This window comes from Chryseobacterium sp. 'Rf worker isolate 10', assembly GCF_050753305.1.
GTDB lineage: Bacteria > Bacteroidota > Bacteroidia > Flavobacteriales > Weeksellaceae > Chryseobacterium.
On record NZ_JBOZOF010000001.1, the window covers coordinates 486836 to 513749 of the forward strand.

A 26914-nucleotide genomic window follows, 5' to 3' on the forward strand; every position below is an offset into this window, starting at 1 on the left:
TTAGTTAAAATCCACAGCTTCCTACGCTAGGAGCAGGAGAAGGAGAACATCCTGAAAGGGATGAGAATATGTTCAATACACAATTGGTATTTACATAGTTGTTGTCATATAGTAAAGATCCTGATGGGCTTCTGTAGTATACATTTCCTGCTGTATTGGCAAAAGATGATACAGAAGCAGATCCACAGCTTGTATTGGTACATGCAGCTCTCCATGCAGCATCCGTTACCGGACCGCTTGAGAATAATGACGGATCTATGATTCTTTTTTCAACAATTCCGGAAGCATTTTTGAAGCTTACCAAAATTGCTACGTGATATACCCATGATACACAACATGTTCCTGTAGAAGCTCTAAGGTTACCATAAACGAATTGTTTTTCACAATCGTAACCTGCATTCAAAAGGATTTGTCTCATTTTGTGAGCTCTTGCATAGCATCCATCTACTGGATATCTGAACGTGATACATGGTGAAGATGCCGTAGAAGTTCCGCAAGACTGGTTTTTAATCTGAGTAAATAAGCTGTTCAAAGTTGCAAGATTTGGAATAACACTTACTGCTTTTTTGCTGTCGCCTCTTTCTTCTTTGTTGAAAACAGATTTGAAATAACGGATATCATCAGCAGTTGCTTTGTCTACCTTTGCGATTTCGTTAGAATTGGCTTTCAGGAAAACCTGAACTGGAGTTTCATTTTCTACAGCTTCTTTGATCATAGAAATGAATCCCGCATTTTCCTTAGTATCTTTAATATGATACGGCTGTGCTGAAACCATAAAGGAAACTTTAAATTTTCCATCCTCTTTTTCTATCCCTACCGGAACAGTCTTACCGAAATCTTTCATAGCAACTTCGTTAGACTCCTTGGCAACGAGATTAGGATCCTGATTGGCGTTTGAATCTGAACAGGCATTAAATGACAGCATTGTCACGAATACCATCATGGATAACAGAAATTTTTTCATAGTTTTTATATTTTGTGGTTAATTTTTAGTGAACTTTTTAGTGGTGATAGTTCACTATTTTGTGATATTAAAAGTAGTAAAAATTAAAATACTTGCAAGCATTTTTTCAAAAAAAATACATGATTGTGTTATATTTTTGATTTTATGATATTAAAAAAGGTATAAATCCTAGTGATTTAGATGGTGAATTAAGAAAAAACAGGAAAATTTTAAAATTGTTAAATCTGTTGTTTTTTTGCGATTTGGATTCCTACGAAATGGACAAGGTGAATGGATATTCACCCTAGTTGACAAACGTTTCTATTGTAGATATGATCTATCCATGTTTTTGTCCATTTCATAGGATCTGGGCAATGCAAGAACAGTTAAACTAAAAACCCAGTTTCAATTATTGAAACCGGGTTTATTATATTGTAAGTAAATTTGACTATTTGTAAAGCAATTCTGCCTGAAAAACTTCTGCAAAATGTTTTCTGATTTTTGCCTTAAGCTCTTCCATTTCTACAGGCGTCAGCTCTCTTTCAAGTTCTCTTTTCAAAGAAGTAACCTGTTTGTCTTTGATGCCACACGGAATAATGTATTCAAAATAACGCATATCTGTATTTACATTCAATGCAAAGCCGTGAAGAGTTACCCAACGGGAAGCTTTCACTCCCATAGCACACATTTTTCTGGCGTAAGGTTTTCCTACATCCAGCCAGACACCTGTTTCTCCTGGAGAACGTTCTCCTTTAATACCATATTCGGCAATCGTTCTGATGATCACCTCTTCCAGATTCCTCATATATAAATGAATATCCGTGAAAAAGTTTTCAAGATCCAGAATAGGGTAACCTACAACCTGCCCGTAACCATGATAGGTAATATCTCCGCCTCGGTTTACTTTTACGAAAGTCGCATCAATTTCCTTCAGCTTATCAATACCTGCAAGCATGTTTTCTTCATGTCCGCTCTTCCCCAACGTGTAAACATGAGGATGCTCTACAAAAAGAAGGTGGTTGGGAGTAGTAATATGCTGTTCTGCAGGAAGATCCCTGTTTTTTATTTTGGTATCAATGATGTTTTTCATCAGTTGTTCCTGATAATCCCAGGCTGGCTGATATTCTTTGATCCCTAAATCTTCAAATTCTACTGCTTTATTTTGATTTGTATTCATTTCAATTTTTGATATACAAATTTAGTGAATTTTACGCTTTTATGGAATGGATAAAATCTATGGCGCTTTTCTTCCAGTCTCTATCCTGAAGCAAAATATTCACAAAAGCTGTCCCGATGATACCGCCATCTGCTTTTTCCGTTACATTTTCAAAATCATCTTTCGACTTGATTCCAAATCCAATCATCACCGGATTTTTAAGTGGAAGAGATGCTATTCTGGAAAGATAGGATTCATTTTTCAAAACAGCGTTTTCATTTCCGGTGGTAGAAGAGGAGCTTACTGCGTACAGAAAACCTGAACTTAAAGAATCCAGATAGATCATCCTTTCATCGGACGTTTCCGGGGTTACCAGAAAGGTGAAATTTAGATTATATTGCTTTAAAATCTGCTGGTAATTTTTTTCAAATTCAATAGGAGGAAGGTCAGGAAGAATTAATCCTGAAACACCACTTTCCGAACACGCAGCACAAAATTTCTCAAACCCGAAACTTAAAACAGGATTGATGTACCCCATCAGGATAATCGGAATTCTGATTTCATCTTTGATAGCTTTCAGCTGAGACAATAGTTTTTCAATGGTCATTCCGTTTTGTAAAGCCAGTTCGTGAGCTTTCTGAATCACAGGTCCATCTGCCACAGGATCAGAATAGGGCATCCCGATTTCGATCATATCTGCTCCGGAGTCCTGAATCAGTTTTATAATATCAGCTGTATCTTCCAATTGCGGAATTCCTGCTGTGAAGTATATATTTAGTTTTTTCATTTTTTTATTATAGAAGTTAGAAATTAGTGATTAGAAGTTAGAAGAGAGTCTTATTTCTTGGGTAATGCTATACTAATTTCCAGCATCTAACTTCTAATTTCTTTCAGATACGTTTCCATATCCTTATCTCCACGACCGCTCAGACAGATGACAACAACATCATTTTCATTGAATTTTTTCTTGTCCAGTACAGCCAGCGCGTGAGAGCTTTCCAATGCAGGAATAATTCCTTCAAGTCTGGTGAGCTCAAAAGCACATTTTAAAGCTTCATCATCATTAATGCTAAAGAATTCAGCTCTTTTTTCTTTAAATAAATGGGCATGGAAAGGCCCTATTCCCGGATAATCCAGTCCTGCAGAAATAGAATGTGGCTCAATGACCTGTCCGTCTTCCGTCTGCATCACAAGGCTTTTGCTTCCATGAAGCACTCCAAGTGTTCCTAGAAATGTAGTCGCTGCAGATTTTCCCGAATCTACTCCTAATCCTCCGGCTTCAGCAGCAATGATTTTCACCTCTTTCTCTTCTACAAAATGATAGAAAGTTCCTGCAGCATTACTTCCTCCGCCCACACAGGCAATCACATAATCAGGATTTTCTCTTCCGATTTTCTCTTTAAGCTGTTCTTTGATTTCTTTTGAAATAATGCTTTGAAATCTGGCTACCAAATCCGGAAAAGGATGAGGTCCAACTACGCTTCCGATGACATAATGAGTGGTCACAGGATTGTTGATCCAGTCTCTTAACGCTTCATTTACCGCGTCTTTCAGCGTTTTTGAACCAGACATAGCTGCTATAACTTCTGCACCCAGCATTTTCATTCTTGCCACATTCGGGGCTTGCCTCTGGATATCAATTTCTCCCATATAGACGATACATTCCAAACCAAGCAAAGCACACGCTGTAGCGGTAGCAACACCATGCTGTCCTGCCCCGGTTTCTGCAATAATTCTTGTTTTTCCGAGACGTTTTGCCAATAAAACCTGTCCCAGTGCATTATTGATTTTATGAGCTCCGGTATGGTTGAGGTCTTCCCGTTTTAAGTATATCTGAGTCTTATATTTATCACTAAGATTTTTAGCAAAATATAGTGGTGTAGCCCGCCCAACATAGTTTTTAAGCAAATCCTGATATTCGGTCTGAAAATCTTCAGATTCTATAATTTCAAGATAGTTTCTTTGCAGCTCTTCTACATTAGGATAAAGCATTTCGGGGATAAAAGCTCCTCCAAATTCTCCATAATATCCGTTTTCATCGGGGTTTTTATAATTCATTTTTTTATTCTTTAGTAATTAAATAAGCGTTGTTTTGTGGGCTAAGCTGATTGAGCAGTTCTTTTCTTTCCTGCGTTGTATGAAAAATCAAAATATCATCATCTTCACAATTTACCCACTCGGAGCCGATGCTTTCTTTGATCATTTTGGCTTTGTCATGGAGAATTTCTACATCACATTTTTCATAAAAGGGACGAAGATCCGAATGACAAAAACCTATGGTTTCTATATTTTTCTTAATAACATTTTCTTTGAAGCGGCTGACCAAAACTGAACCATAGCCTTTATTTTTGTGAGCTGCCACGAGTCCTACGGCTTCTGCAAAAGTATAGTCTGTATCTGCTATTTTTAAGGTAAAATCAAAATTAACCCTCATAATGGCCAGTATATTTTCCTCTGCATTCATCAGGAAATGAAATTCTGAATCTTTGAAAAAAGAACGGAAATAGACCGACTTCATGGTGTTCCAGGCAGAGATGTCCCAAAGTTTCAGGATATGCTCTATCTCGGTTTCCGTTAGATCTTTCGTTTCTTTTATCTGATATTTCATGGGTTCAAACTATTAATAAATGTGAGATTATAATCGTACTGCTGCTTGGTAATCAGTTTTTTATAATATAACAATTCTATTTTATGCATTAAATCAATTAAGGTTGCTTTATCTATTTTTGACTGGTACATGGTAATGGCAATTTCCAGGTTGTCGATCAGAAAATAAGGGTCTGAGTCTTCATACAGCAGAAATATTTTAGCATAAATTTTTCCTAAATCATATTTTACCACTGATCTTACATGATTGTCTAAAAATTTATCAGAAATAATGACCAGATAATAACTGTTCCATAGGCTGATTCTCTCAAAAAAATACTGGATGTCACTTTCTTCAAAATCTTTAATAGTGCTAATGAATTTAGACAATAATCCACCCACTTCCCAATGTTCTATGTTGCTGTCATTTTGAGAAACAAAGTGATACAGGTTCTGGATTTTTTCATTTCCGAATTTAGGCGGAAATAATGTTTTATAAAATGTCTTCTTTAGCAAATGTATATTCATCATTGTGTGTCTTTTATCAGTTATCTATTTTGCTGGTATAAGATTTTAAACTCTTTTATTTTGTTTATATTTTTATTGCCGGGTTCTTTTTCAAACTTTGAATTGATGTCTAACGCAAAAGGCCGTTGTTTCAATGCTTCCATATTCCCGATGTTTTCTTCAGAAATCCCGCCGCTTAAAAAGTAGGGGAGAGGAATCTCAATTTCATTCAGAATATTCCAGTCGAATTGTTTTCCCGTTCCGCCGAAGGCTTTGCTGTCCGTATCAAATAGATAGTAGTTGACAGGTTGCAGGTTGGAGGAAAGAGTTTGTGCTATCTTCTCTTTATTATCATAATCATTGTTTCCGACTCTTATTGCTTTAATAATCCCAACTTCCGGATTTAGTTTTTGTCTTAATTCAATAATGAAATCATCACTTTCGTCACCGTGAAGCTGCACAAGATTCAATTTTGCCTGCTGCACGATCTTTAAAATAAAGTCAGTTTCTTCATTAACAAAAACGCCTACTTTTCCCTGATGATTGATGGCATAGATTTCTTCCAGACTCAAATGATTCAAAACATATCTCGGTGATTTTTCATAGAAGATAAAGCCGAGAAAATCTACATTCATAGAAATCAATTCCTGAATCTGGTCCGGTTTTGTAAGACCGCAGACTTTGATTTGAGGTGGCAGTTTGTAGGTCGTAGGTTGCAGGTTCATTATTATTGAGTTTAAATTTGAGAGGCAAATTCTTCAAAAGCTTTGGCTGGATCTGTATTTTTCATGAAGTATTCTCCCATCAGGAAACCGTCAAATCCTTTTTCCTTTAAAAATTTGAAGTCTTCAAGACTGTAAATACCGCTTTCTGCAACGGACAAAACTCCTTTCGGAACCTGGTTTTTCAACTGAACGGAATGCTGCAGATCTACTTTAAAATCTTTAAGGTTCCTGTTATTAATTCCTACAAGATCAATTTTTGAATTAAAATGCTTTAGTTCATCTTCCGTGTGAATTTCCAGCAAAACTTCCATTTTCAGTTCGTGAGCAAGTGCTGTGAATTCCTCTACCTGTGCAGGTGAAAGACATGAAGCAATCAGTAAAACAACATCCGCACCTATACTTTTGGCTTCATAGAACTGATATTCATCAATCATGAAATCTTTTCGCAGAATCGGAATGGTAATCTCATTTCTTACACTTAGAACATCATTTAAATTTCCTCCGAAGAAATCATGATCTGTCAGGATAGAAATTCCGCTGGCTCCAAAATTTTCATATGCTGAAACAACATCTAAGGGCTCTACACTATTGTTAATGATCCCTTTTGACGGGGATTGTCTTTTAAACTCAGCGATAATTCCGCTTTTATTTTTGATGGATTCTTTCAGAGAATAGGTTGGTCTTCCAAAAAAAGCCGTGTTTTTTAATCGGTCAAGAGAAATGCGTGATTTTGCTCCAGCAACTTCCTCTTTTTTTCGTTCAATAATTTTATCCAGTATGGTCATTTTTTTGTGTTTAAAATTTAATCAATGATTATTTTATTTGAACCTGTTTAAACTTTTTTCTTTTTGAAACATTAAGATTGTAGTAAGATGTTAAGATAAGCTTCACTTTAAGTTACAATCAGAATCATTAATCTTAACGATTTTTCATTACTTAAAATTTCTTAACGGTTAAAAAAATAATAAGACTAATGAATTAAAAGATTAAAACTATTCAATGCTTTTCCGCTTTGCAGACTTTCTTTAGCCAGCAGAAGACAATCTTCATACGTCCCGAATTTGTTGGTGTTATGCAGCGCTACTGAAGCATTGGCAAGAATGACAGAGTTCTGTTGTTCCGTACCTTTTCCTTCCAGAATATTCATAAATATTTTTGCTGTTTCCTGAATAGAACTTCCGGCTTTAATATCTTCCAGCATTACCGAATTGAAGCCTAAATCTTCTGCAGAATAGATTTCTTCCCCGTTTTTTGTGATGATTTTGCTGTCGTCAGTAAGGCTTATTTCATCATACCCGTCAAGACCATGTACAAGCATAAACTCGCGTTCCTCTTTTTGAAGGAGGTACTGATAAATTCTTGCAATTTCCAGATTGTAAACTCCAATCATTGAATATTTAGGTTTTGCCGGATTTACTAAAGGACCCAAAAGATTAAAGAATGTTCTTAATCCCAGAGACTTTCTCAATAATCCAACCGATTGAAGTGCGGGGTGAAAATGAGGAGCATGCAAAAAGCAGATATTGGCTCTTTCAAGATCTTCATTCAATTGTTCTGAATTGTTTTTAAACTGATATCCCAGCTCTTCAAGCACATTGGATGAACCTGTAGTAGTGGAAGCTCCGTAATTTCCATGTTTGGTTACCTTCTGTCCTGCTCCGGCTACTACAAAACTGGCCAGCGTTGAGATATTGATGGTATCTTTTCCGTCACCTCCGGTTCCTACAATGTCGATGGCATTACTGGCATCTATATCTACAGGAACGGCCATCTGTAATAAAGCTTCTCTGAAGCCTTCCAGTTCTTTCAATGTGATGCTTCGCATTAGAAAAACACTGATGAAAGCAGTCACTTCCGCAGCATTGAATTTATTCTGTGCAATTTCAATCATCATTGCCTTAGCTTCAGATTTAGACAGTGTATTATGGTTGAACAGGTATTGCAGTATTTCTTTCATTTGTGGTGTTTTTATTGTTGTTGAAGGGATTTCTAAGGTTTTCATGACAACAGAAAGTTTTTGATGATTACTTCTCCTTCCGGTGTTAAAATGCTTTCAGGGTGAAACTGTACGCCGTGTACATCATAGGTTTTGTGCTGTAAAGCCATGATCATTCCATCTTTATCTACAGCTGTAATTTCCAGTTCTTCCGGGAAACCTTCTGGGTTTACCGCCCAGCTGTGGTATCTTCCCACTTCCAATCCTGAACTTAAATCTTTGAACAATTTGGTGTTTTCTTTTACCAGTTCTGTAGTGGTTGCTACTCCGTGGAAGATCTCAGTCAGGTTGATCAGATTTCCTCCAAAAGCTTCAGCGATAGCCTGCTGGCCAAGACATACCCCAAGAATACTTTTTGTAGGAGCATATTCTTTAATAAGGTCTAATAAGATACCTGCTTCTTCAGGAATTCCGGGACCGGGAGAAAGAATGATTTTATCATATTTTCCAATCTCTTCCAGGGTAATTTCATCATTTCTTACCACATCTACTCTCTGATCCAGAATTCTTTCGATAATCTGGACAAGGTTATACGTGAAGCTGTCATAGTTATCAAAAACGAGAACTTTAAGCTGTGGCTGTTGAGTGTTTATATTGTTGTTCATTGCTTTTTTGTTAGATAGTTGCTGGTTGTTTTTTGTTGCTGGCTGATAGTTGGAAGGATTATTTTATTTTTCAACTATTTTTTCTGCTTTTTCAACTGCTTTTTTCAATGCATTCAGTTTATTATTGACTTCCTGCAATTCGCTTTCCGGGACGGATTTCGCTACAAGTCCGGCACCAGCCTGATAAAAGAGTGTATTATTTTTGCTTAAGAAAGTTCTGATCATAATGGCTTGGTTGCAGGTCCCATTTAATCCGATAATTCCTATACAGCCGCCATAATATCCACGGGAATCTTTTTCATATTGATTGATCAGCTGAAGCGCTTTATGCTTTGGTGCCCCGCTCAGTGTTCCCTGAGGGAAAGTGGCAGAAACCATTTCAAGAGGATTGATATTATCTTCAACATCTGCTGTCACTTCACTTACCATATGAATAACGTGAGAAAACAGTTGGATTTCTTTAAGTTTAGTAACGGTTACATTTTTCCCAAGTTTTCCAAGATCATTTCTTGCCAGATCCACCAGCATGGTATGTTCTGCATTTTCTTTAGGATCAGCCTTTAAAACTTCAATTGCTTCAAGATCGGCCTCAAAATTTCCTGTTCTTTTGGAAGTTCCGGCGATCGGGTGAATGATTGCTTTATTATTTTTAATGATTAGCTGACTTTCAGGACTTGACCCAAATAATTTGTAATTTCCATAATCAAAATAGAATAGGTAGGGAGAAGGATTGATATTTCTCAAAGCACGGTATACATTGAATTCATCCCCTTTGAATTTCTGTTCAAATCTTCTGCTTAGAACCAGCTGGAAAACGTCTCCACGCATACAGTGTTTCTGAGCTGTTTTGACCAGTTCCAGATACTCTTCATTGGTAATATTAGATGTTTCCTCGCTTGTTTTTTCAAAAGGATAAACCGGAGTATTCTGGTTTTTAATAAGATTCTCTAAAAGATGAAGTTCAGATTTCACCCCATCAATAAAGTTTTCAATAATATGCATTTCATCATTGAAATGATTGATAGCGATCACATATTGGTATAGTCTGTATCGCATAACAGGAATTTCAACTTCCTTGCTTTGTGCTTTAAGATTGATGTTTTCAAAAAACTGTACCGCTTCGAAGCTTGTATAGCCAAAAAGGCTCTGAGCCGTTTGCTCTATGGGATCATTCGTATCTTCACATTTAAAAATGTTTCTGAAGTTTTCAAATATATCTGTAGTCTTTTGATCATTAATCAATTGTTTTACAGGAGCAGAAGCGGGAAGTTTGATTTCATATTCATCGAGGTTTTTCACTTCAATTCCCGCAATGGCATTTACCGCGATAAAGGAAAAATTATTATCAATACTTTTTGAATCCGAGCTTTCCAGAAGAATGGTATCCCGGAATTTATCCCTGATCTTAAGGTAAATATTCATAGGAGTATGAAGGTCTCCCAGTGTTTTTTTCGAAACAGTTTTTATTTTAATTGTGTTTGTAAACATCGTGTTGTTTTTTGTAAGATTAAGGAATAAAAAAAGGCTTTAACGGTATCCGTCAAAGCCTATATATTGTTTTTTGATTATTTCTGCTGTGATTAACAACATGACAATACCTCCAGACCCGACGAAGAGTTTGAAAGCCACCACCAAATATTGTTGTTCATTTTTAACATGGGACAAATGTAGAAATTTTTTTAATACCAAGACTAAAAAATATCAAAAAAATAATAAACTTAATATAAAAATCCTCTATTTAAGCTGCTTGAGCTCTTGTTTTAATTCCTTGATTTTTTCTTTATAAGCCTCATCATTATCATGTTCTAAATAATTTTCCAATGCAGAAATGTATTCCTCAATGAATTCCTTATTTGTTTTGTCTGCTTCATACTTGGTTTTTGCAGAATTGATGGGGGCTAACTTTTCATATTGTAATAAAATTTTTCCTTCTCTGGATTGATCATAAAGGATCACTATATTCTTTTCATATCCTGGGATGTATTTTACGGGAATATCCTTGTCATCGGGTATTCTGATTGAATTACTGATAGGATAGATCGTTGCACTGGTAGTGGAGAAAAAAGTAGTAGTGTATTTTCCGTCCTGTTTTTTCACAATAGCTTCATAATCGTGAATATACATTTCATTCAGAGTGGAATTGGTTTCTACATCAGAGGTGATAATGGCTGTGCTTTCCACTCCGTATTTGTTTAAAAACCATGCGTTTAAAAACTGTCCTCCAAATCCATTGAGTATAGCCAGAGGAATGATGGGAATCAAAAACAAGGCTTTTTTGGTCAGATAGGAGAGAAGCCCAAAGAACACGAACAACAGAATCACAGTATAAAAACCATGATGACTGGTGAAAAACAGAATTTTTGAAATTAAAACCATGTTTTAAAATTACTATTATCTTTTTAAAATACAGTGAATTAAATAATAAATTGCAACAACTTATTGTACAGGTTCAGACAAAGGAATATCAGGAGTTCCGCTGTAGAAAACAATCAGAGTTACTCCTTTATCTCCTGTTTTACCTCTGTGCCCTACATTCACCATCTCGGGCAGCACCTGACCTTTACGAATCCACTGTGTTTTGCCGTCTTCTTTTCTTTCCACCTGAATTTCTCCTTTTTCTACATAAGCAGCATTAATAACAGGATGTTTATGCCAGTCTAAGGCTTTATTCGGAGGTACGGCAATTTTTAGAACTGAAATTTCCGGTTGCGTAGCAGGATAGGCCGGATATAAAGTTCCGTCCCATGATTTGGTGGTTTTTAATAAGGTCACCGATTCTATTTTATCAGAATATTCTGAATGAGGATCGTCTGATGAGCTGTTGCAAGACAAGGCAATAGAAAAGGATACTGCAACTAAAGCAGTACTTAATAAGCTTTTTTTAGTCATAAATTTCATATGAATAGATTGATTTTGATTTGGGTAATCTGTTATACAAAAATAACTAAGCTTATTTAATTTCTCCAATGTTTGAATTATTTTTTTATTGATTGGATTAAAACTCAGTCAGTAAAAAATATTTCTCAAAGAAAACATTTGTCATAAGTTTAAAACTTTATTTTTTATATTTTTGCTTCCAAATTAGAAAAAAATGAAAAAAGTATTAGCAATCGCATTTATCGGAGGTTTATTATTAGCAAGCTGTTCAAAAAAAGTAGATCACTCTTTACAGGACAGCAATACTATGCTTGAAGAGCCAGCAGCAACTACTGTTGTGGATTCTACTGCTAAAACTGCTGCTCCAGCTGCTGCAACTCCGGCTGCTCCTGCACCTGAAGCTGCTAAAACAGATTCTACAGCGAAGAAATAATGAAAAAAATACTTTTAGCAGGAACTCTTGGTCTTATGATCATTTCCTGTTCTAAAAAAGAAAATACAGCAGAAGTAGCGCCTTCTTCTGAAACTACCGCTGTTTCAGAGCCTGCTAAATCTAGTCTTTCGGGTGATCAGATCATGGAAACATTGGATTGCTCAGGGTGCCATTCTGTTAATGAGAGAATGATAGGACCTTCTTATAAGGAAATTGCAGGAAAGTATTCTGAAAAAGATACAGAATTGCTGGCTTCCAAAATTATAGAAGGCGGAAGTGGAGTATGGGGAAGTGTGCCTATGGCTGCCCATCCACAGGTGTCTAAAGAAGATGCAAAAAAAATGGTGGAATATATTTTAAGTCAGAAGAAATAAAATATGTCCGCTGAAAAATACAGTCTGCACACAAGAAATCTGCATCGTAATCCCTATGATTTTGATCAGCTTATTTCTTGTGTGCCGGAACTGAAACACTATGTTTTCGTAAATGCTTATCAGACGGTAACCATTAATTTCAGTATTCCACAAGCAGTTAAGCTGCTCAATAAAGCCTTACTCTTACATTTCTATACTGTTAAAGGCTGGGATATTCCTGATACCAACCTTTGTCCACCCATTCCCGGAAGAGCAGATTATGTACATTATATTGCCGATCTTTTAGCAGAACAATTGGATAAAATTCCTACGGGAAGTTCTGTAAAAGGGCTAGATATAGGAACAGGAGCCAATCTTGTATATCCTTTAATCAGTCACAGGTCATATGGCTGGACGATGCTGGGAACAGATATCAACCAGGATTCTTTGCGAAATGCTCAAAATATTCTGGACCAAAATGAAGATCTGACTTCTGTTATTCAGTTAAAAAATCAGCCGGAAACTGATCATATTTTTAAAAATATCATTAATACTGAAGACAGGTTTACCTTTACGATGTGTAATCCTCCTTTTCATGATTCTGAAGAATCTGCGATGAAAGGAAATATCAGGAAAACAAAAAATCTTAGTAAATCAAAGAAAATCAAGCCTCTTCTTAACTTTAGCGGACAGCAATCCGAATTGTGGTGTGAAGGAGGTGAAATAGCTTTTATCACAAAGATGATTAATGAAAGTGCATTATTTTCAACCCAGGTACTTTGGTTCACATGTCTGGTTTCCAAAAAAGAAAACCTTAATAAACTGGCTCATCTTTTAAAGAAGGTAAAAGCTGTAGAGGTAAAAACTATTGATATGGCTCAGGGGCAAAAGGTAAGCAGAATGCTGGCCTGGACATTTATTACTCAGAAGGACAGAAAAACCTGGTTGATTTAAAATTTAAAGTTTAAAGTTCAATGTTTAAGGTGTAAAGCCAATAATACAATAATTCAGATCTCGAATCCGGAATCCCGCAACACATACTCCGCAACCTTAATACCCCGCATCTCAACCACTTTTTAAAATTTCTGAAAAAAGCCATTGATGATCAGGTCAAAAATGCCTAAATTTGTACGCTTTTAGAAAAATAAGAAATGCAATTATCAGAACAAGAAATCATTAGAAGAGAAAAGCTGAATAGGCTTACTGAAATGGGGATTAATGCGTTCCCTGCGGATGAGTATACAATCACAGATACTACAGAATCTATAAAACAGGACTTTTCTGAAAATAAACAGGTGAAGATCGCTGGTAGATTGATGTCCCGCAGAATTCAAGGAAAGGCTTCTTTTGCAGAATTGCAGGATTCTAAAGGAAAAATCCAGGTTTACTTCAACAGAGACGAGATCTGTCCGGGTGAAGATAAAGAACTATATAATGAAGTATACAAGCACCTTTTAGATATTGGTGATATTATCGGTATTGAGGGAGAATTGTTTACGACTCAGGTAGGAGAGAAGACAGTTTTAGTAAAAAACTTTATCCTTCTTACGAAGGCTTTACGTCCGCTACCTCAGGCAAAAACTGATGAAAACGGTGTTGTACACGACGGGTTCACCGATCCAGAATTAAGATACAGACAGCGTTATGTAGATTTAACGGTAAATCCACAGGTAAAAGAAATTTTCGTGAAAAGAACAAAACTGTTCAATGCCATGAGAACATTCTTTAATGATGCAGGATATTTTGAAGTGGAAACACCAATTCTACAGTCTATTCCTGGTGGAGCTGCTGCAAAACCGTTTATCACGCACCACAATGCATTGGATATTCCATTATATTTAAGAATTGCCAACGAATTATATCTGAAAAGACTGATCGTAGGTGGTTTTGACGGAGTGTATGAGTTCTCTAAAAACTTCAGAAATGAAGGAATGGACAGAACGCACAACCCAGAATTTACCGCGATGGAAATCTATGTAGCTTACAAAGATTATAACTGGATGATGGATTTCACTGAGAAATTACTGGAATTCTGTGCTATCCAGGTAAACGGTACTACAACAGCAACCTTCGGAGAACATAATGTAGACTTCAAAGCTCCTTATCCAAGAGTTTCCATGACAGAAGCGATCCTGAAATTTACAGGATTCGATATCACAGGAAAAACAGAGAAGGAATTATATGATTTTGCCAAGTCTATCGGTATTGAAGTGAACGAGACGATGGGGAAAGGAAAACTGATTGATGAGATCTTCGGTGAAAAATGTGAAGGAAACTTCATCCAGCCGACTTTCATTACAGATTATCCTATCGAAATGTCTCCACTGACAAAGAAACACAGAAGCAAAGAAGGCTTAACAGAGCGTTTTGAATTAATGGTATGTGGTAAAGAAATCGCAAACGCTTATTCTGAGCTTAATGATCCTATTGATCAGAGAGAACGTTTTGAAGCACAGATGGCTTTATCTGAAAGAGGAGATGATGAAGCAATGTTCATCGATCAGGACTTCTTAAGAGCTCTTGAATATGGTATGCCGCCAACTTCAGGATTAGGAATCGGTATGGACAGATTAATTATGTTCTTAACGAATAATGCATCGATTCAGGAGGTATTATTCTTCCCTCAGATGAGACCAGAGAAAGCGGTTCCACAAATTGAACTAGGAGAGGATGAACATATTATTCTTGATATTTTGAAATCAGGTGAACAGTTTCCTCTAAGTGAAGTGAAAGAAAAGTCTAAACTTTCCGGAAAAAAATGGGATAAAGCTTCTAAAACTTTGACAAAAAATAATATTGTGAAAGTAGAGAAAATTGACGAAAATCTTTTGATGAAATTGGCTTAAGGTTTCTCAAGTAATATAAATAAAAAAGGTACAGAGCTATTCTGTACCTTTTTCTTTTTTCCATTTCCGAAGCTGTGCTCTGAAATTTTTAAATGGAGCTACGGTATTAATGTGAATCCACTTCCAGACCGGCCACTGGGCGGGTGTTGTTGCCCATTTTCTTTGTCCGGGAATGAATAATGTGTCATCATCAAGACTTTCTATCCAGTCAATAATTTCATTAACCTGATTTCGCAGAAGTTCTCTTTGCTGTTGTAAGGTATGAGAGCCATATTGATCATAAAAAGATTGATATAACCCTTTTAAATTATTCCATTTGTATTCAGATGTAGGTGTTTTAACTTCAATTTCTTTGCTTTCATCAGATTCCCATTGTAAAAGCAGATGTGTCCAGCCTAATTGATAGGAAATATTTTGTGATGGAGTTTTGTCAACTCCTGGCTTCAGAAGATTCTTTTCCTCTTCTTTTATATCATTAAACTCTTGATCATAAATCAGATATCTCTTTTTGATTTCTTCAATGAGCTCTGTTTTATCCTTATATTTCTGCATATTTTATCTATTTTCTCAATTTACTGAAAGAAGCCATCAGGTAAAATAAGAATGGAAGAATAAATAATGACCCCAGCATTAAAGCCCATCCCAATGCGGCAATAGTCTTTTCAGGAGCCATATGTTCCAGTAATGAAAGATGCTGTCCGTTTCCTAATAAAATAATATCCGGATTATGCTGATACGTTGCGGCTACCAGAATCATCACCATCTGAAATCCTGCCAAAGCACGTACCGGGAGTAATTTTTGACGATTCAAAGCTCTTAAAATGAGCAATAGAGCAACTGTAGCAAATGCAATCGCCATAATACCCAGAGGCTTGGAAAATACCCACCTCAAAAGAGGAATATCTGAAATATAAGCGGTCGCAAATACCAAAATTCCCGTAATTACTACAAAGATCATTGTCTGCTTGGATTTTCTGATCATTAACAAAAGATCAGCTTTATCACGGGTTTCTCTCAATGAAAAGATAGAAGCAAGATAAGCACAAAGCGCTACTGTAAATAAACCTACGGAAACTCCAAACCAGTTCAGCCAGCTGAATACATACAAATCCAGAAAACCAACAGCATCAGGATTGATAGAATGTGAAACGGTTGCAGCAGCTATTAATCCTAAAAAGAAAGGGGTTAAAAGACTCGCATAGTAGAAGATTTGGGTATATAAAACCTGCCAGTTATCTTTTACAGCATCATAATGTCTGAACGTAAATGCTGTTCCCCTCGCGATAATTCCCAAAAGCATCAAAACCAAAGGAATATGAAGATAAGTAGACATGGTAGTATAAATTTCAGGAAAACCTACAAAGAGAATTACAATCGCAATGATCAACCACATATGATTGGCTTCCCATACGGGAGCTATGGACTCATACATGATTTCCTGGGTCTTGTTTCTGGCTTTTTTATGAGTGAAAAGCTCTACAATTCCAGCTCCGAAATCAGCACCTCCCAGAATAATATAAAGGCATATGGATAGCCAGAGAAAACCTATTACAACGTAGATCATGATTTTTTGTTTTTATCGTTAAACTGAGAATTGGTAGGGTCATAAAGTTTTGGTACCATTTGGATCTGTCTCTTTAAAAGGAAGACAAGGATCAATGATAATGAGATGAAAATAGCCGTAAAAAAGTAGAACGAATACTGTATTCCCGGCATAGGAGTCACGGCATCTATTGTTCTCATAACGCCATAAATGATCCATGGCTGTCTTCCGACTTCTGTCACCGTCCATCCGGCTTCCAGAGCAATATATCCGAAAGGTGTTGCTATTAAGAAGGTTTTTAACAGCCAGTTTTTACTCAGCCATTCTTTTTTGAAAAAGAAAGCATATAAATAAATAGCTCCTATACCTATCATCACCACTCCAAAGAAAATCATGATCTGAAAAGCATAATGAACAACTGCAATCGGAGGCCATTCATCTCGCGGGAAATCCTTAAGACCCTTTACTTCAGAATTGAAGTCGTTACTCACCAGAAAACTTAAAACTTTTGGGATTTTCACGGCATATTTTACTTCTTCTTTTTCTTCATCAGGGATTCCTCCTATTACAAATGAAGCGCCTTTTTCAGTTTCAAAATGAGCTTCCATGGCTGCCAGTTTAATGGGCTGTCTTTCTGCTACCGATTTTGCAGCAACATCACCGCTTAAAGGAGCACCAAATGCTCCGATCAATGCAAAACCTACAGCAATTCTAAAAGCTTTGGTGTGAAATTCAATATTCCTTTTTCGCATGATCATAAAAGCATGTACCCCGGCTACAGCAAATCCCGTAGCACAAAATGCAGCAACCGTCATGTGAAGAGCCTGTGGAAACCATGCATCATTGAACATTGCTTTAATAGGATCTATATTAAGATACTGTCGGTTAATATAATCAAAACCAGTGGGGGAGTTCATCCATGAGTTGGCGGCTACCACCAGAATCCCGGAAGCCAGTCCGCTTAGTCCTACAAGAAATCCACAGAACCAGTGAAACCATTTGTTGAATCTTTCCCAACCATATAAAAAGAACCCGATCGCAATGGCTTCGATGAAAAAGGCTGTTCCTTCCAAAGAAAACGGCATCCCGAAAATAGGACCGGCATGTTTCATAAAACCAGGCCATAGAAGACCCAGCTCAAAGGAAAGCATTGTTCCGGAAACGGCTCCTGTAGCAAAAAGGATCGCTACCCCTTTGCTCCAAGCTTTTGTTAATCCTTTATATACTTCATTATTGGTCTTTAGGTATTTCCAATGGGCAAAAGCCATCAGAAAAGGCATCACCATACCCACACAGGAGAATATGATATGAAAGCCCAGAGAAAGTGCCATCTGAGCGCGTGCTGCTATAAAATCATCCATAATATCAACTTTTCAGTAAATAAATTTACGTATAAATTATTGATGTTGAATATGATTTACAACAGTTGATATTTCACCAATACATTTTAATTTTGACTCTTTTATTGACTTCCTATTCCTTATGTTTTCACTAAGAAAACTCTACATTTTTTTGACACTTTTTAACTTTCATACCTCGAAAAAAATCACGATATTTGTAAGTCTTTGCATATAGCAGGATTTTTAATATTTAATATGAGTCAAAAACAATATACAGCTAGTAGTATTCAGGCATTGGAAGGAATGGAGCACGTTCGTATGCGTCCTTCAATGTACATTGGTGATGTAGGAACGAGAGGACTTCACCACTTGGTTTATGAAGTAGTAGATAACTCTATTGACGAGGCATTGGCAGGATACTGCGACACAATCTTCGTGAGCATCAAGGAAGGAAACGGAATTGAAGTAAGTGATAATGGTAGAGGTATCCCGGTTGATTTCCACGAAAAAGAACAGAAATCTGCCCTTGAAGTTGTAATGACAAAAATTGGAGCCGGAGGTAAGTTTGATAAAGATTCTTATAAGGTTTCAGGAGGTCTTCACGGAGTAGGGGTTTCTTGTGTGAATGCACTTTCCAATGAAATGATTACTACCGTTTACAGAGATGGAAACGTTTATCAGCAGATTTATTCACGAGGAAAAGCACAAACAGGTGTTGAAGAGATCGGGAATAGTGAAAAGAGAGGAACTAAACAGTTTTTCCAACCTGATGATAGCATATTTACAGAATTAGTTTACAACTACGATACATTAGCAACCCGTTTAAGAGAGCTTTCTTATCTTAACAGAGGAATTACCATTACTCTGACTGATGAAAGAGAGACATTGGAAGATGGTTCTTTCAGAACAGAAGTTTTCCATTCTGAAGGAGGATTAAAAGAGTTTGTTGCTTATATCGATGGAAACCGTGAATCTATTATGGAACACGTAATTTTCATGGAAGGTGAAAGAGATGATATTCCTGTTGAGGTGGCAATGCGTTATAACACGTCATTCAACGAAAATCTTCACTCTTACGTTAATAATATTAATACCCACGAAGGAGGTACTCACCTTGCAGGTTTCAGAAGAGCTTTAACAAGAACTTTAAAGAAATATGCAGACGAATTGGGACTTCCTGCAAAAGAAAAAGTAGAAATTACCGGAGATGACTTCCGTGAAGGGCTAACAGCTGTAATTTCTGTAAAAGTAATGGAGCCTCAGTTTGAAGGACAGACCAAAACAAAATTAGGAAACTCTGAAGTTTCTGGTGCTGTTGATAAGATTGTAGGGGAAATGCTTACAAACTTCCTGGAAGAAAATCCTAATGAAGCTAAGATAATTGTTCAAAAAGTTGTTCTCGCTGCAAAAGCAAGACAAGCCGCAAAAAAAGCGCGTGAGATGGTTCAGAGAAAATCTCCGATGGGAGGTTCTGGACTTCCCGGAAAACTTTCTGATTGTTCATCTAAAGATCCGGCTGAATCTGAACTTTTCCTTGTAGAGGGAGATTCCGCAGGTGGAACAGCTAAACAGGGAAGAGACAGACACTTCCAGGCTATCCTTCCTTTAAGAGGTAAGATTTTGAATGTAGAGAAATCTATGCTTCATAAAGTGTATGACAATGAAGAAATCAGAAATATCTACACTGCTCTTGGAGTTTCTGTAGGTACAGAGGAAGATAGCAAAGCATTGAATATGGCTAAGCTAAGATACCACAAGATCGTTATCATGACCGATGCCGATATTGACGGATCTCACATTTCTACTCTTATCCTTACGTTCTTCTTCAGATATATGAAGGAACTTATTGAGAACGGATATATCTATATCGCTCAACCGCCTTTATATCTATTAAAGAGAGGAAATAAAAAAGTGTATGCTTATAACGAAAAAGAACGTGAAGAATTTACATTAGAAATGTCTCCGGATGGAAAAGGTGTAGAAGTACAACGTTACAAAGGTCTTGGGGAAATGAATCCTGAACAGCTTTGGGAAACAACACTTAATCCTGAACACAGAATTCTGAAGCAGGTAACTATCGATAATGCTGTAGAGGCTGATAGTGTTTTCTCAATGTTAATGGGTGATGAAGTTCCACCGAGAAGAGAGTTTATCGAGAAAAATGCGAAATATGCAAAAATTGATGCATAAACGTTTTTGAAAATATAATAAAAAAGCTTCTAATTATTTAGAAGCTTTTTTTATATTTGGATAAACCAAAAAACAAATAATATGTTAACTCTTTTACAAACAGACCCTTATAATGGGGCAGATGCGGTATCTGGTGCAGCTGCTGCCGGATTAGGGATCGGGACTATGTTCTTCGGCTTACTATGCTATATCTTTTATGGATACTGCATGTATAAAATTTTCCAGAAAGCAGGGAGACAGGATGCCTGGGCAGCCTTTATTCCAATTTATAATGTGATTGTATTGCTGGAAATCGTGAAGAAGCCAATATGGTGGATCATCCTTTTCTTTATTCCGTTGGTAAATCTCTACGCATATTGGGTAGTATACGATAGGCTTGCCAAAGGATTCTCCAAAGAAACACCCCTTTACACTATTCTGATCTTCTTCTTCGGATTTATTTTTATTCCTGTTCTGGGACTTGGAAGTGATCAGTATGATAGTAAGCTGGTTCCAAATGATTAAAAACAAAATTAAAAAAATTAAAGACTTCAGAAATGAGGTCTTTTTTTATGATAAGAAAAAGCTTAATTCAGTGAATTATTATTAAGATTCTATATATTTAAATAAAATAATAGGTAATGAGTCTTTATGCTTGATGATTTAGCTTCTATTTCTTATCATAAAAAAACAATAAATACATATCTTGAAAAAGCCATATCAATTTGTAAAAAAATTAATGAGCTTTTCTTTTACTTACTTTATCCATGTAACGTCTCTTGCAATTAAAATTCTCAACACTACTGAAACTTAATTTTCGATTAAAAGAAATGGCTTACATAATAATATTTCTGTGAGAAATGTATAGATAAATAAAGATTGTTTTCGTAAGCTAATAAATATTTTCTCTTCTGAAGATCCTAATGAATATATGAAAAATTTTCAGTAATTTAAATTTAATTTATTGTATTTCAGTTGTTTAATTGTTGTGTTGTAAATTTGTTGCAGGTCTTTTTTTGGAAATAAAATATTATTTTTTTTGCTTTGTGACACTAAAATTCACTTAGGATAAAAAAATATTAATAGTAGCAATTCTGGTAAATGTTTATATAGGGAATGTACTTTTTGATGAAAATGTATGGCAAACTTATACAAAAACGTGTTTCTTTTCCCAATTAGCAATGCTGCAAAAATGGGTAGGAAATGATTTACATTATAGACTTTTCTTGGATTTTAAATATATGCTTCACTATACATTTTATAATTCTTAATTATAAGTTCAGAATCTTACATATAGCTCGTTGAATTATGCATTGAATCAGATTATAAAATTCTATTAACATAATGATGAAAAACTATAGAATTGTTAGAATTTTTTTATCCTCTCAGCTGGAAATTTTAGCCTATTGCTTTATTCTCTCAGAATTAAAGAGTGAATATCTTGTAATAATTATCTTTTTAATATAAATACGCATAATCAAAATCTATGAATCTGAAAAATCTAAATATTGGATCACTTATTAAAGAGAGTGTTATCGAAAATGAGATAGATATAAACCGTATATGTAATTTTTTAAATTGTACAGAAAAAGAGGTACACGAAATGTATTCTTCACCGTCTTTAGATACGGAACTATTACTGCGCTGGTCTAAACTTCTTGAATATGACTTCTTTAGACTTTATTCCCAACATTTGATCTTATATGCTCCACAATCTTCTATGGAATATGTACAGAAGAAAAAAGTAGATAGTTCACTTCCTGCTTTTCGGAAAAATCTTTATACTAAAGAAATTGTAGAATTTGTATTGGAAAAAATCAAGAAGGGAGAAATGACCAAATCAGAAGTAATAACAAAATATAAGATACCTAGGAACACATTGTATAATTGGTTAGTAAAATATAATGAATAAGGAAAACAACAAATGATATGACAAAATGTATCCCGGATTATAAAAAGATCTATACAGATCTTATTAATGAAAAATACCCAGAGAAAAAAGAGGCATTTAAAATTATATTTTCTAAAAAAGACTTTTCATTACTCGATGTGATGACCTGTAGCAAGATGCTTTTGGGAAAAGAAGATGAAGATACTTTTATATTTAATCAGAAACTTCACTCCTTTGATCAGGAATCTATCCTGAAAATACTGGATTACCAAAAAAGACATAAGTGTAACAATACTGAACTTGCCCGACATTTTAAAATAAGCAGAAATACAGTTGCGAGCTGGAAAAAGAGATTTGTTTAAATGAATAGACAATGATATTAAATCCAAATACTTCATAAATGAGGTCTTTTTTATGAATGATTTTTATTGTAGAATTAATTGTACTTCTGTTTGTTATTAATTCTACAGCATTTGAATTATATGAATTACAATTTATTCTAAATTTGAAATGCAGACAATATGAAGTTTATCCCTTCATGCCACAGAATAAATATTTCCTTCTCCCAATATAGAATGAGTATAAATATTCTGTTATTAACTTTTCAGAAATTGATGATGAAAAGTTGATAATGTGTTCATAGCCTTATAAGTACATTTAGGACAGTACTTTTTTAAGTATTAGGTAAAGGCTTCACATGTTGAAGCCTTTTATATTTTTTTTAACAGTTATTAAGATTTTCTTATTTTTGCGTAATTTTAATAACTATGATGAAAATACTAGTTTTAGGGGCTTTCTCTGTCGCCTCATTATATTTCGCACAAAGCTATCCTGCTTCTGCAATTCCTGAGAATTTAAAGAAAAATGCTAACGTTGTTATACGAAAAGATTTTACGACTGCTCAAATAAACAAAGTCGATGAAATAAGATACCAATATAATACCGTTACTACAGTTTTAAATAAAGATGGTAACGAGCAGGCGGTAGCTTATATTCCTTACGATAAAGCAAGGCGTATTTCAAACATAAAAGTGACTATTTATGATGAAGCCGGGAAAAAAATTAAAAGTGTTTCGAAGTCTGATTTTCAGGATGCTGCAAACAACTCTCAGGGAGTTTTTTATTCTGATAACAGAATCCTAGTATATTCATATACACCGGCTCAGTATCCTTATACTGTTGATTTCTCTTACGAAACTAATGACGAGAATACAGTTTTTATTCCTGATTTTGTGCCTTTTACCTCTGTGAAAACTTCATTGGAAGAAGCACAGTTCAAAATTGTTAATAATTCAGGAATTGAATTGAGAACCAAAATTTATCCTTCAAAATATAACTATGCATCCGTAATAGAAAGTGGTAGTGGGAATGATAAAACTTACACATACAAAAATGTGCCTGCTATTGATGATGCTTTTATGATCCCGCAGCCTGTTAAGATTTTACCTGCAGTCGACTTTGCTCTGGCAAGATTCAGTCTGGCCGGTAAACAGGGAACTTTGAATAACTGGACAGATTTCGGAACATGGATTTATAATGACCTTTTGATACCCGTTTCAACATCTACTCCTGCGATCAAGGCTGAAGTTGCATCTTTACAACTGAAGGGATCGGTGGAAGATAAAGTGAAGAAAATTTACCAGTACATGCAGAACAAAAGCCGTTATATTGCCGTATCATTAGGGATAGGCGGCTGGCAGCCAATGATGCCGGATGAAGTACAGAAAAAAGGGTATGGAGACTGTAAGGGACTTACCAATTATATGAGAATTCTTTTGAACGAGGCAGGAATTCCATCCACTTATTGTATTATCAATTCTGGTCGTTCACAGGTTTCCTTTGATCCTGAATTCCCATCTATGGGTGGAAACCATGTTATCCTGATGGTTCCTACTGAAAAAGGAAATATCTGGCTTGAAAATACATCTCAGCAAATAGCTTTTAATCATTTAAGCTACAGTACTACGGATAGAAATGTTCTTGCTGTGACTCAAAAAGGAATAGAACTGATCAATACACCTGCTTATAAAGCTGAACAGAATAAAGAAAAGCAGACCTTGAAAATCAATCTTCATGAAGATAACAGTATCATAGGAACAGGTAATTTTTTCTATACGGGAAATCAGTATGATTATAATTTAAGATTGGCTAATCTTAATCCTAAAGAAAAAAATGATGCAGTGAAAGGGATATTTGATATTTTAAACTTTGAAAAGGTTGAAATGAAAAACTTTAATAATGACAGAGACAATGCCATTATTACCTATGATCTGGATTTTAAAACCAATAACTTTTCTAAAAAAGCAGGAAACAGCCTTCTGTTTAGATCTGTACCTATTTTTACCGATACTGTATTTAAGACTGATGACAGTAGAGAACTTCCTTTTGAGGTCAATATGTCTTACGAAGATGAATATGAAATTGTTTTTGTTCTTCCTCAGGGCTACAAAATTGATGAAACCCCTGATAACTCAAATATTACCTCAGAATTTGGATCTTATAAGCTAAGCTTCGTTAAAAGTAACGACGAGATAAAAGTAATCAGAAAAATGCAGATTAATAAAGGACTATACCCAAAAGAAAAATACAACGATTACATAAGTTTCAGAAAAAAAATTCTGAACATGGATAATTCAAAAATCTTAATAACTAAAATATAACCATGAAAAAAATAATAGTATTGGTGCTTTGCTCTGCCAATGCAATCATGTTTAATGCTCAGAAAAAGTATGAATTTCTGAATCCTCCTAAATTCAATGATGCGGATCTGTCTAAAGTGAAATCATTATTAGATGAAAATGCTCCTGCCGAGATTTTGTATAAATCAGCTTACTTTATGGTGGATGCCAATACAGGAAACCTTCACAAAAGATATTATTACAGAGTTAAAATTTACGATAAAGATAAAGCTGAAGACTGGTTGAATCTTGAAATTCCTATTTACAATGTGGGAACCAATAGAGAGTCACTCGGTAAATTCAAGGCTTTTACCTATAATCTTGAAAATGGAAATGTAGTTCCCGTAAAAGTAGAGAAGAGTTCTCAATACAAAAGTAAAGAGAATAAATATGTTACCCTGACCAAATTTGCTTTTCCAAGTGTGAAAAATGGATCCATCTTAGAGTATCAATATGAAATTATATCTCCATTCCGATTCATTATTCCGGAAGTATTAATTGAATCTGATACCCCTTCACTGAATACAGAATATGTGTTGGATGCTCCAATCAATATGTCGTATAATGTAAATTATACCGGAGAAATGACTCCTAAATATAGAGAAATGGAAGAAAGAAATCTATATGGAGCTCAGTACAGAACCTATAGATTTGCCTATGAAAATATAAAGGGTTTTAAAACTGAAAAGTTTGTAAGAAATGACAGGAATTTCAGAACGAAGATAGGGGCGGAACTGAACTCTACCAATTTTGGTGAGCTTAAGCTCTACTCATCTTCGTGGGATCAGATCGGGAAAAGGCTTTATGAAAGTGATGATTTTGGTGGAGAACTGAAAAGAACAAAACTGGCAAAAGAAAATATGTCGGCAGCCGTTTCAGGGATGAAAACCGATCTTGAAAAAGCAAATGCTATTTTTTCATATGTTCAGAAAACTTTTACATGGAATAAAGACAGAGGAGTCTACACTGAGGATGGAATTAAAAAATTAGTGGAAACGAAAATCGGAAATGCGGCAGAAATCAATCTTTTCTTGGTAATGATGCTTCGTGAAGCCGGGCTTAAAGCTGATCCTTTGGTGATTTCTACAGTAGAAAACGGGATAATTAATCTGGTGTCGCCCAATATTTCCAACATGAATTTTGTACTAGCTGCTGTTAACCTTGATAATCAGCTGCATATTTATGATGCAACCTCGAAACAGTCTTCACTGGATGAAATTCCTCTTAAAAACTGGAATCAATTTGGAATTCTGGTGACTAAAGAAAAGACCCTGCAGATTCAAATGTCTAATTTAAAATCAAGCAATACCTTCCTTACAGCCAATGCTAAAATTAATGATGACGGAAGTATTTCAGGTACTTATTCGGACAGAGATACTGGTGCTTATGCAATGTATGTGAAAGATAGTTACGATAATAACGCAGAAAAATATAAAAAACAGTACAAAGAAAACTTCTCAATGGACTTTACGGATATCAATTCAAAAGTGCTGGAAAATGGAGATTTTGAAAGCAGTATGAAATTCTCTTCCTCAAATCTTATTGATAGAGTAGGGAAGAAAATGATTATCAATCCGATGTTGTTTTTAAGTAAGAGTTCCAATGAGTTTGATCAGACTGAAGTCAGAAAATATCCTATCGACTTTGGATCACCAACCACCAAAGTTAAAAAAGTTACTCTTGAAATTCCTGAAGGCTATGTAATTGAGGAAATGCCTAAAGAAAAAAAGATTGTTACAGAAGATAAAGAAATCTCATATACCTATTCTGTAGAGCAAAAAGGAAATAAACTGGAAGTTACTACCACAACAAAAATTGGAAGTTCAGATTATCCGAAAGAATACTATCCGGCATTTAAGCAAATCTGGGGAGTAGCATCAAAATTTGAGAATCAGGTGATCAGCCTCGTTAAAAAGTAATATTTAGATGATGTAAGTAATATCTAAAAAATAATCTTAAAAGACTTCAGAAATGAAGTCTTTTTTTGTATTAAATTTTACTATTCTGTTGTTTAAGCTCTTGAATAAAAAATAACATTAACTATCTGTTTTTCAGTTGATAATTTAATGTTGTATATTTGTTGTAATGATTTTTTGTTTTAAAGTTAATTTTTTGTTGTCATTTTGCATGGCAAAATTTAAAAAACACATTTATGAACGGAAATAACTATTTTACTCTTAGCATTCTGCTATTTTTCGAGTTTTTCAGACAGGCTCATATTTCTAATCCTTCGGTACTTATAAGCAGATAAACCTTCCTGCTTGCT

At 35.3% G+C, this 26914-nt stretch carries 26 protein-coding genes; 10 read left to right on the forward strand and 16 right to left on the reverse strand.

The features are described 5' to 3' along the window. Positions 1-4 precede the first annotated feature (4 nt). The 13 genes from LKL37_RS02120 to LKL37_RS02180 all read right to left on the reverse strand — a co-directional run bounded on the left by LKL37_RS02120 (position 5) and on the right by LKL37_RS02180 (position 11407). Positions 5-964, reverse strand: coding sequence for a protein-glutamine glutaminase (locus LKL37_RS02120; protein WP_431608939.1), 960 nt, complete (start codon positions 962-964; stop codon positions 5-7). Between the two features lie 427 nt (positions 965-1391). Beyond that, on the reverse strand, positions 1392-2120 hold the full coding sequence (gene lipB / locus LKL37_RS02125; RefSeq protein WP_431608940.1) for a lipoyl(octanoyl) transferase LipB: 729 nt from the start codon (positions 2118-2120) through the stop codon (positions 1392-1394). 31 nt (positions 2121-2151) lie between these two features. Continuing rightward, entirely contained in the window at positions 2152-2886 is a 735-nt protein-coding gene (gene trpA, locus LKL37_RS02130; protein ID WP_431608941.1) for a tryptophan synthase subunit alpha, read from the reverse strand. 86 nt (positions 2887-2972) lie between these two features. Next, a complete protein-coding gene (gene trpB, locus LKL37_RS02135) occupies positions 2973-4157 on the reverse strand; it encodes a tryptophan synthase subunit beta (RefSeq protein ID WP_431608942.1) in 1185 nt (394 codons plus the stop codon). Between the two features lie 4 nt (positions 4158-4161). Next, the gene (locus LKL37_RS02140; RefSeq protein WP_431608943.1) at positions 4162-4707 is read right to left on the reverse strand and encodes a GNAT family N-acetyltransferase; all 546 of its coding nucleotides are present in this window, start codon (positions 4705-4707) and stop codon (positions 4162-4164) included. Beyond that, positions 4704-5216, reverse strand: coding sequence for a hypothetical protein (locus tag LKL37_RS02145; RefSeq protein ID WP_431608944.1), 513 nt, complete (start codon positions 5214-5216; stop codon positions 4704-4706). Before LKL37_RS02145 ends, LKL37_RS02140 begins: the two co-directional genes overlap by 4 nt. Positions 5217-5233: 17 nt before the next feature. Further along, positions 5234-5917, reverse strand: a complete 684-nt coding sequence (locus tag LKL37_RS02150; protein WP_431608945.1) for a phosphoribosylanthranilate isomerase — start codon at positions 5915-5917, stop codon at positions 5234-5236. A gap of 11 nt (positions 5918-5928) precedes the next feature. Next, a complete protein-coding gene (gene trpC / locus LKL37_RS02155) occupies positions 5929-6702 on the reverse strand; it encodes an indole-3-glycerol phosphate synthase TrpC (RefSeq protein ID WP_431608946.1) in 774 nt (257 codons plus the stop codon). A gap of 185 nt (positions 6703-6887) precedes the next feature. Beyond that, positions 6888-7874 (reverse strand): anthranilate phosphoribosyltransferase, encoded by a 987-nt coding sequence (trpD, locus tag LKL37_RS02160; protein ID WP_431610427.1) that lies wholly within the window; start codon positions 7872-7874, stop codon positions 6888-6890. A gap of 41 nt (positions 7875-7915) precedes the next feature. After that, a complete protein-coding gene (locus tag LKL37_RS02165) occupies positions 7916-8518 on the reverse strand; it encodes an anthranilate synthase component II (protein WP_431608947.1) in 603 nt (200 codons plus the stop codon). Between the two features lie 63 nt (positions 8519-8581). Then, positions 8582-10006: an anthranilate synthase component I family protein gene (locus LKL37_RS02170; protein WP_431608948.1), complete on the reverse strand. Its 1425-nt coding sequence runs from the start codon at positions 10004-10006 to the stop codon at positions 8582-8584. 246 nt (positions 10007-10252) lie between these two features. Then, positions 10253-10894 carry a hypothetical protein gene (locus LKL37_RS02175; RefSeq protein WP_431608949.1) on the reverse strand — a complete coding sequence of 214 codons (642 nt, stop codon included), beginning with the start codon at positions 10892-10894 and terminating at the stop codon, positions 10253-10255. A gap of 60 nt (positions 10895-10954) precedes the next feature. Continuing rightward, positions 10955-11407 (reverse strand): cupin domain-containing protein, encoded by a 453-nt coding sequence (locus LKL37_RS02180; RefSeq protein ID WP_431608950.1) that lies wholly within the window; start codon positions 11405-11407, stop codon positions 10955-10957. A 202-nt stretch (positions 11408-11609) separates the two neighbouring features. On the opposite strand from LKL37_RS02180, the gene LKL37_RS02185 reads away from it, so the two are divergent. The 4 genes from LKL37_RS02185 to lysS all read left to right on the forward strand — a co-directional run bounded on the left by LKL37_RS02185 (position 11610) and on the right by lysS (position 15027). After that, the gene (locus LKL37_RS02185; RefSeq protein WP_431608951.1) at positions 11610-11828 is read left to right on the forward strand and encodes a hypothetical protein; all 219 of its coding nucleotides are present in this window, start codon (positions 11610-11612) and stop codon (positions 11826-11828) included. After that, on the forward strand, positions 11828-12202 hold the full coding sequence (locus tag LKL37_RS02190; protein ID WP_431608952.1) for a c-type cytochrome: 375 nt from the start codon (positions 11828-11830) through the stop codon (positions 12200-12202). The genes LKL37_RS02185 and LKL37_RS02190 overlap by 1 nt, the downstream gene beginning before the upstream one ends. Positions 12203-12205: 3 nt before the next feature. Continuing rightward, on the forward strand, positions 12206-13135 hold the full coding sequence (gene rlmF / locus LKL37_RS02195) for a 23S rRNA (adenine(1618)-N(6))-methyltransferase RlmF (protein WP_431608953.1): 930 nt from the start codon (positions 12206-12208) through the stop codon (positions 13133-13135). 197 nt (positions 13136-13332) lie between these two features. After that, entirely contained in the window at positions 13333-15027 is a 1695-nt protein-coding gene (lysS, locus tag LKL37_RS02200; protein WP_431608954.1) for a lysine--tRNA ligase, read from the forward strand. A gap of 36 nt (positions 15028-15063) precedes the next feature. Here the strand turns inward: lysS and LKL37_RS02205 are convergent, their stop codons facing one another. Genes LKL37_RS02205 through LKL37_RS02215 form a run of 3 tightly spaced genes read right to left on the reverse strand, consistent with a single transcriptional unit; the run spans position 15064 to position 17931 of the window. After that, complete coding sequence (locus LKL37_RS02205) at positions 15064-15579, reverse strand: ClbS/DfsB family four-helix bundle protein (protein WP_431608955.1); 516 nt, start codon at positions 15577-15579, stop codon at positions 15064-15066. A gap of 7 nt (positions 15580-15586) precedes the next feature. After that, positions 15587-16591 (reverse strand): cytochrome d ubiquinol oxidase subunit II, encoded by a 1005-nt coding sequence (locus tag LKL37_RS02210; RefSeq protein ID WP_431608956.1) that lies wholly within the window; start codon positions 16589-16591, stop codon positions 15587-15589. Then, entirely contained in the window at positions 16588-17931 is a 1344-nt protein-coding gene (locus tag LKL37_RS02215; RefSeq protein WP_431608957.1) for a cytochrome ubiquinol oxidase subunit I, read from the reverse strand. Before LKL37_RS02215 ends, LKL37_RS02210 begins: the two co-directional genes overlap by 4 nt. Before the next feature lie 234 nt (positions 17932-18165). On the opposite strand from LKL37_RS02215, the gene gyrB reads away from it, so the two are divergent. From gyrB to LKL37_RS02245, 6 genes are all read left to right on the forward strand, one after another. Beyond that, positions 18166-20100, forward strand: a complete 1935-nt coding sequence (gene gyrB, locus LKL37_RS02220; protein WP_431608958.1) for a DNA topoisomerase (ATP-hydrolyzing) subunit B — start codon at positions 18166-18168, stop codon at positions 20098-20100. Positions 20101-20181: 81 nt separating this feature from the next. Then, positions 20182-20604 (forward strand): DUF5684 domain-containing protein, encoded by a 423-nt coding sequence (locus LKL37_RS02225; protein ID WP_431608959.1) that lies wholly within the window; start codon positions 20182-20184, stop codon positions 20602-20604. A gap of 961 nt (positions 20605-21565) precedes the next feature. Then, a complete protein-coding gene (locus LKL37_RS02230) occupies positions 21566-21991 on the forward strand; it encodes a transposase (RefSeq protein WP_431608960.1) in 426 nt (141 codons plus the stop codon). Positions 21992-22008: 17 nt separating this feature from the next. Then, positions 22009-22332 (forward strand): helix-turn-helix domain-containing protein, encoded by a 324-nt coding sequence (locus tag LKL37_RS02235; RefSeq protein WP_105703161.1) that lies wholly within the window; start codon positions 22009-22011, stop codon positions 22330-22332. Between the two features lie 405 nt (positions 22333-22737). After that, positions 22738-24630 carry a DUF3857 domain-containing protein gene (locus LKL37_RS02240; RefSeq protein ID WP_431608961.1) on the forward strand — a complete coding sequence of 631 codons (1893 nt, stop codon included), beginning with the start codon at positions 22738-22740 and terminating at the stop codon, positions 24628-24630. A 2-nt stretch (positions 24631-24632) separates the two neighbouring features. Beyond that, positions 24633-26567, forward strand: a complete 1935-nt coding sequence (locus LKL37_RS02245; protein WP_431608962.1) for a transglutaminase domain-containing protein — start codon at positions 24633-24635, stop codon at positions 26565-26567. Positions 26568-26914 lie beyond the last annotated feature (347 nt).

Coding starts and splice junctions, on each gene's coding strand:
- trpD (WP_431610427.1), bottom strand. CDS start 7,874: ATGAAAGAAATACTGCAATACCTGTTCAACCATAATACACTGTCTAAA.
- LKL37_RS02230 (WP_431608960.1), top strand. CDS start 21,566: ATGAATCTGAAAAATCTAAATATTGGATCACTTATTAAAGAGAGTGTT.
- LKL37_RS02170 (WP_431608948.1), bottom strand. CDS start 10,006: ATGTTTACAAACACAATTAAAATAAAAACTGTTTCGAAAAAAACACTG.
- gyrB (WP_431608958.1), top strand. CDS start 18,166: ATGAGTCAAAAACAATATACAGCTAGTAGTATTCAGGCATTGGAAGGA.
- LKL37_RS02175 (WP_431608949.1), bottom strand. CDS start 10,894: ATGGTTTTAATTTCAAAAATTCTGTTTTTCACCAGTCATCATGGTTTT.
- trpC (WP_431608946.1), bottom strand. CDS start 6,702: ATGACCATACTGGATAAAATTATTGAACGAAAAAAAGAGGAAGTTGCT.
- LKL37_RS02205 (WP_431608955.1), bottom strand. CDS start 15,579: ATGCAGAAATATAAGGATAAAACAGAGCTCATTGAAGAAATCAAAAAG.
- LKL37_RS02140 (WP_431608943.1), bottom strand. CDS start 4,707: ATGAAATATCAGATAAAAGAAACGAAAGATCTAACGGAAACCGAGATA.
- trpA (WP_431608941.1), bottom strand. CDS start 2,886: ATGAAAAAACTAAATATATACTTCACAGCAGGAATTCCGCAATTGGAA.
- LKL37_RS02240 (WP_431608961.1), top strand. CDS start 22,738: ATGATGAAAATACTAGTTTTAGGGGCTTTCTCTGTCGCCTCATTATAT.
- LKL37_RS02120 (WP_431608939.1), bottom strand. CDS start 964: ATGAAAAAATTTCTGTTATCCATGATGGTATTCGTGACAATGCTGTCA.
- lipB (WP_431608940.1), bottom strand. CDS start 2,120: ATGAATACAAATCAAAATAAAGCAGTAGAATTTGAAGATTTAGGGATC.
- LKL37_RS02215 (WP_431608957.1), bottom strand. CDS start 17,931: ATGGATGATTTTATAGCAGCACGCGCTCAGATGGCACTTTCTCTGGGC.
- LKL37_RS02225 (WP_431608959.1), top strand. CDS start 20,182: ATGTTAACTCTTTTACAAACAGACCCTTATAATGGGGCAGATGCGGTA.
- rlmF (WP_431608953.1), top strand. CDS start 12,206: ATGTCCGCTGAAAAATACAGTCTGCACACAAGAAATCTGCATCGTAAT.
- LKL37_RS02210 (WP_431608956.1), bottom strand. CDS start 16,591: ATGATCTACGTTGTAATAGGTTTTCTCTGGCTATCCATATGCCTTTAT.
- LKL37_RS02185 (WP_431608951.1), top strand. CDS start 11,610: ATGAAAAAAGTATTAGCAATCGCATTTATCGGAGGTTTATTATTAGCA.
- LKL37_RS02180 (WP_431608950.1), bottom strand. CDS start 11,407: ATGACTAAAAAAAGCTTATTAAGTACTGCTTTAGTTGCAGTATCCTTT.
- LKL37_RS02235 (WP_105703161.1), top strand. CDS start 22,009: ATGACAAAATGTATCCCGGATTATAAAAAGATCTATACAGATCTTATT.
- LKL37_RS02150 (WP_431608945.1), bottom strand. CDS start 5,917: ATGAACCTGCAACCTACGACCTACAAACTGCCACCTCAAATCAAAGTC.
- trpB (WP_431608942.1), bottom strand. CDS start 4,157: ATGAATTATAAAAACCCCGATGAAAACGGATATTATGGAGAATTTGGA.
- LKL37_RS02190 (WP_431608952.1), top strand. CDS start 11,828: ATGAAAAAAATACTTTTAGCAGGAACTCTTGGTCTTATGATCATTTCC.
- lysS (WP_431608954.1), top strand. CDS start 13,333: ATGCAATTATCAGAACAAGAAATCATTAGAAGAGAAAAGCTGAATAGG.
- LKL37_RS02165 (WP_431608947.1), bottom strand. CDS start 8,518: ATGAACAACAATATAAACACTCAACAGCCACAGCTTAAAGTTCTCGTT.
- LKL37_RS02145 (WP_431608944.1), bottom strand. CDS start 5,216: ATGATGAATATACATTTGCTAAAGAAGACATTTTATAAAACATTATTT.
- LKL37_RS02245 (WP_431608962.1), top strand. CDS start 24,633: ATGAAAAAAATAATAGTATTGGTGCTTTGCTCTGCCAATGCAATCATG.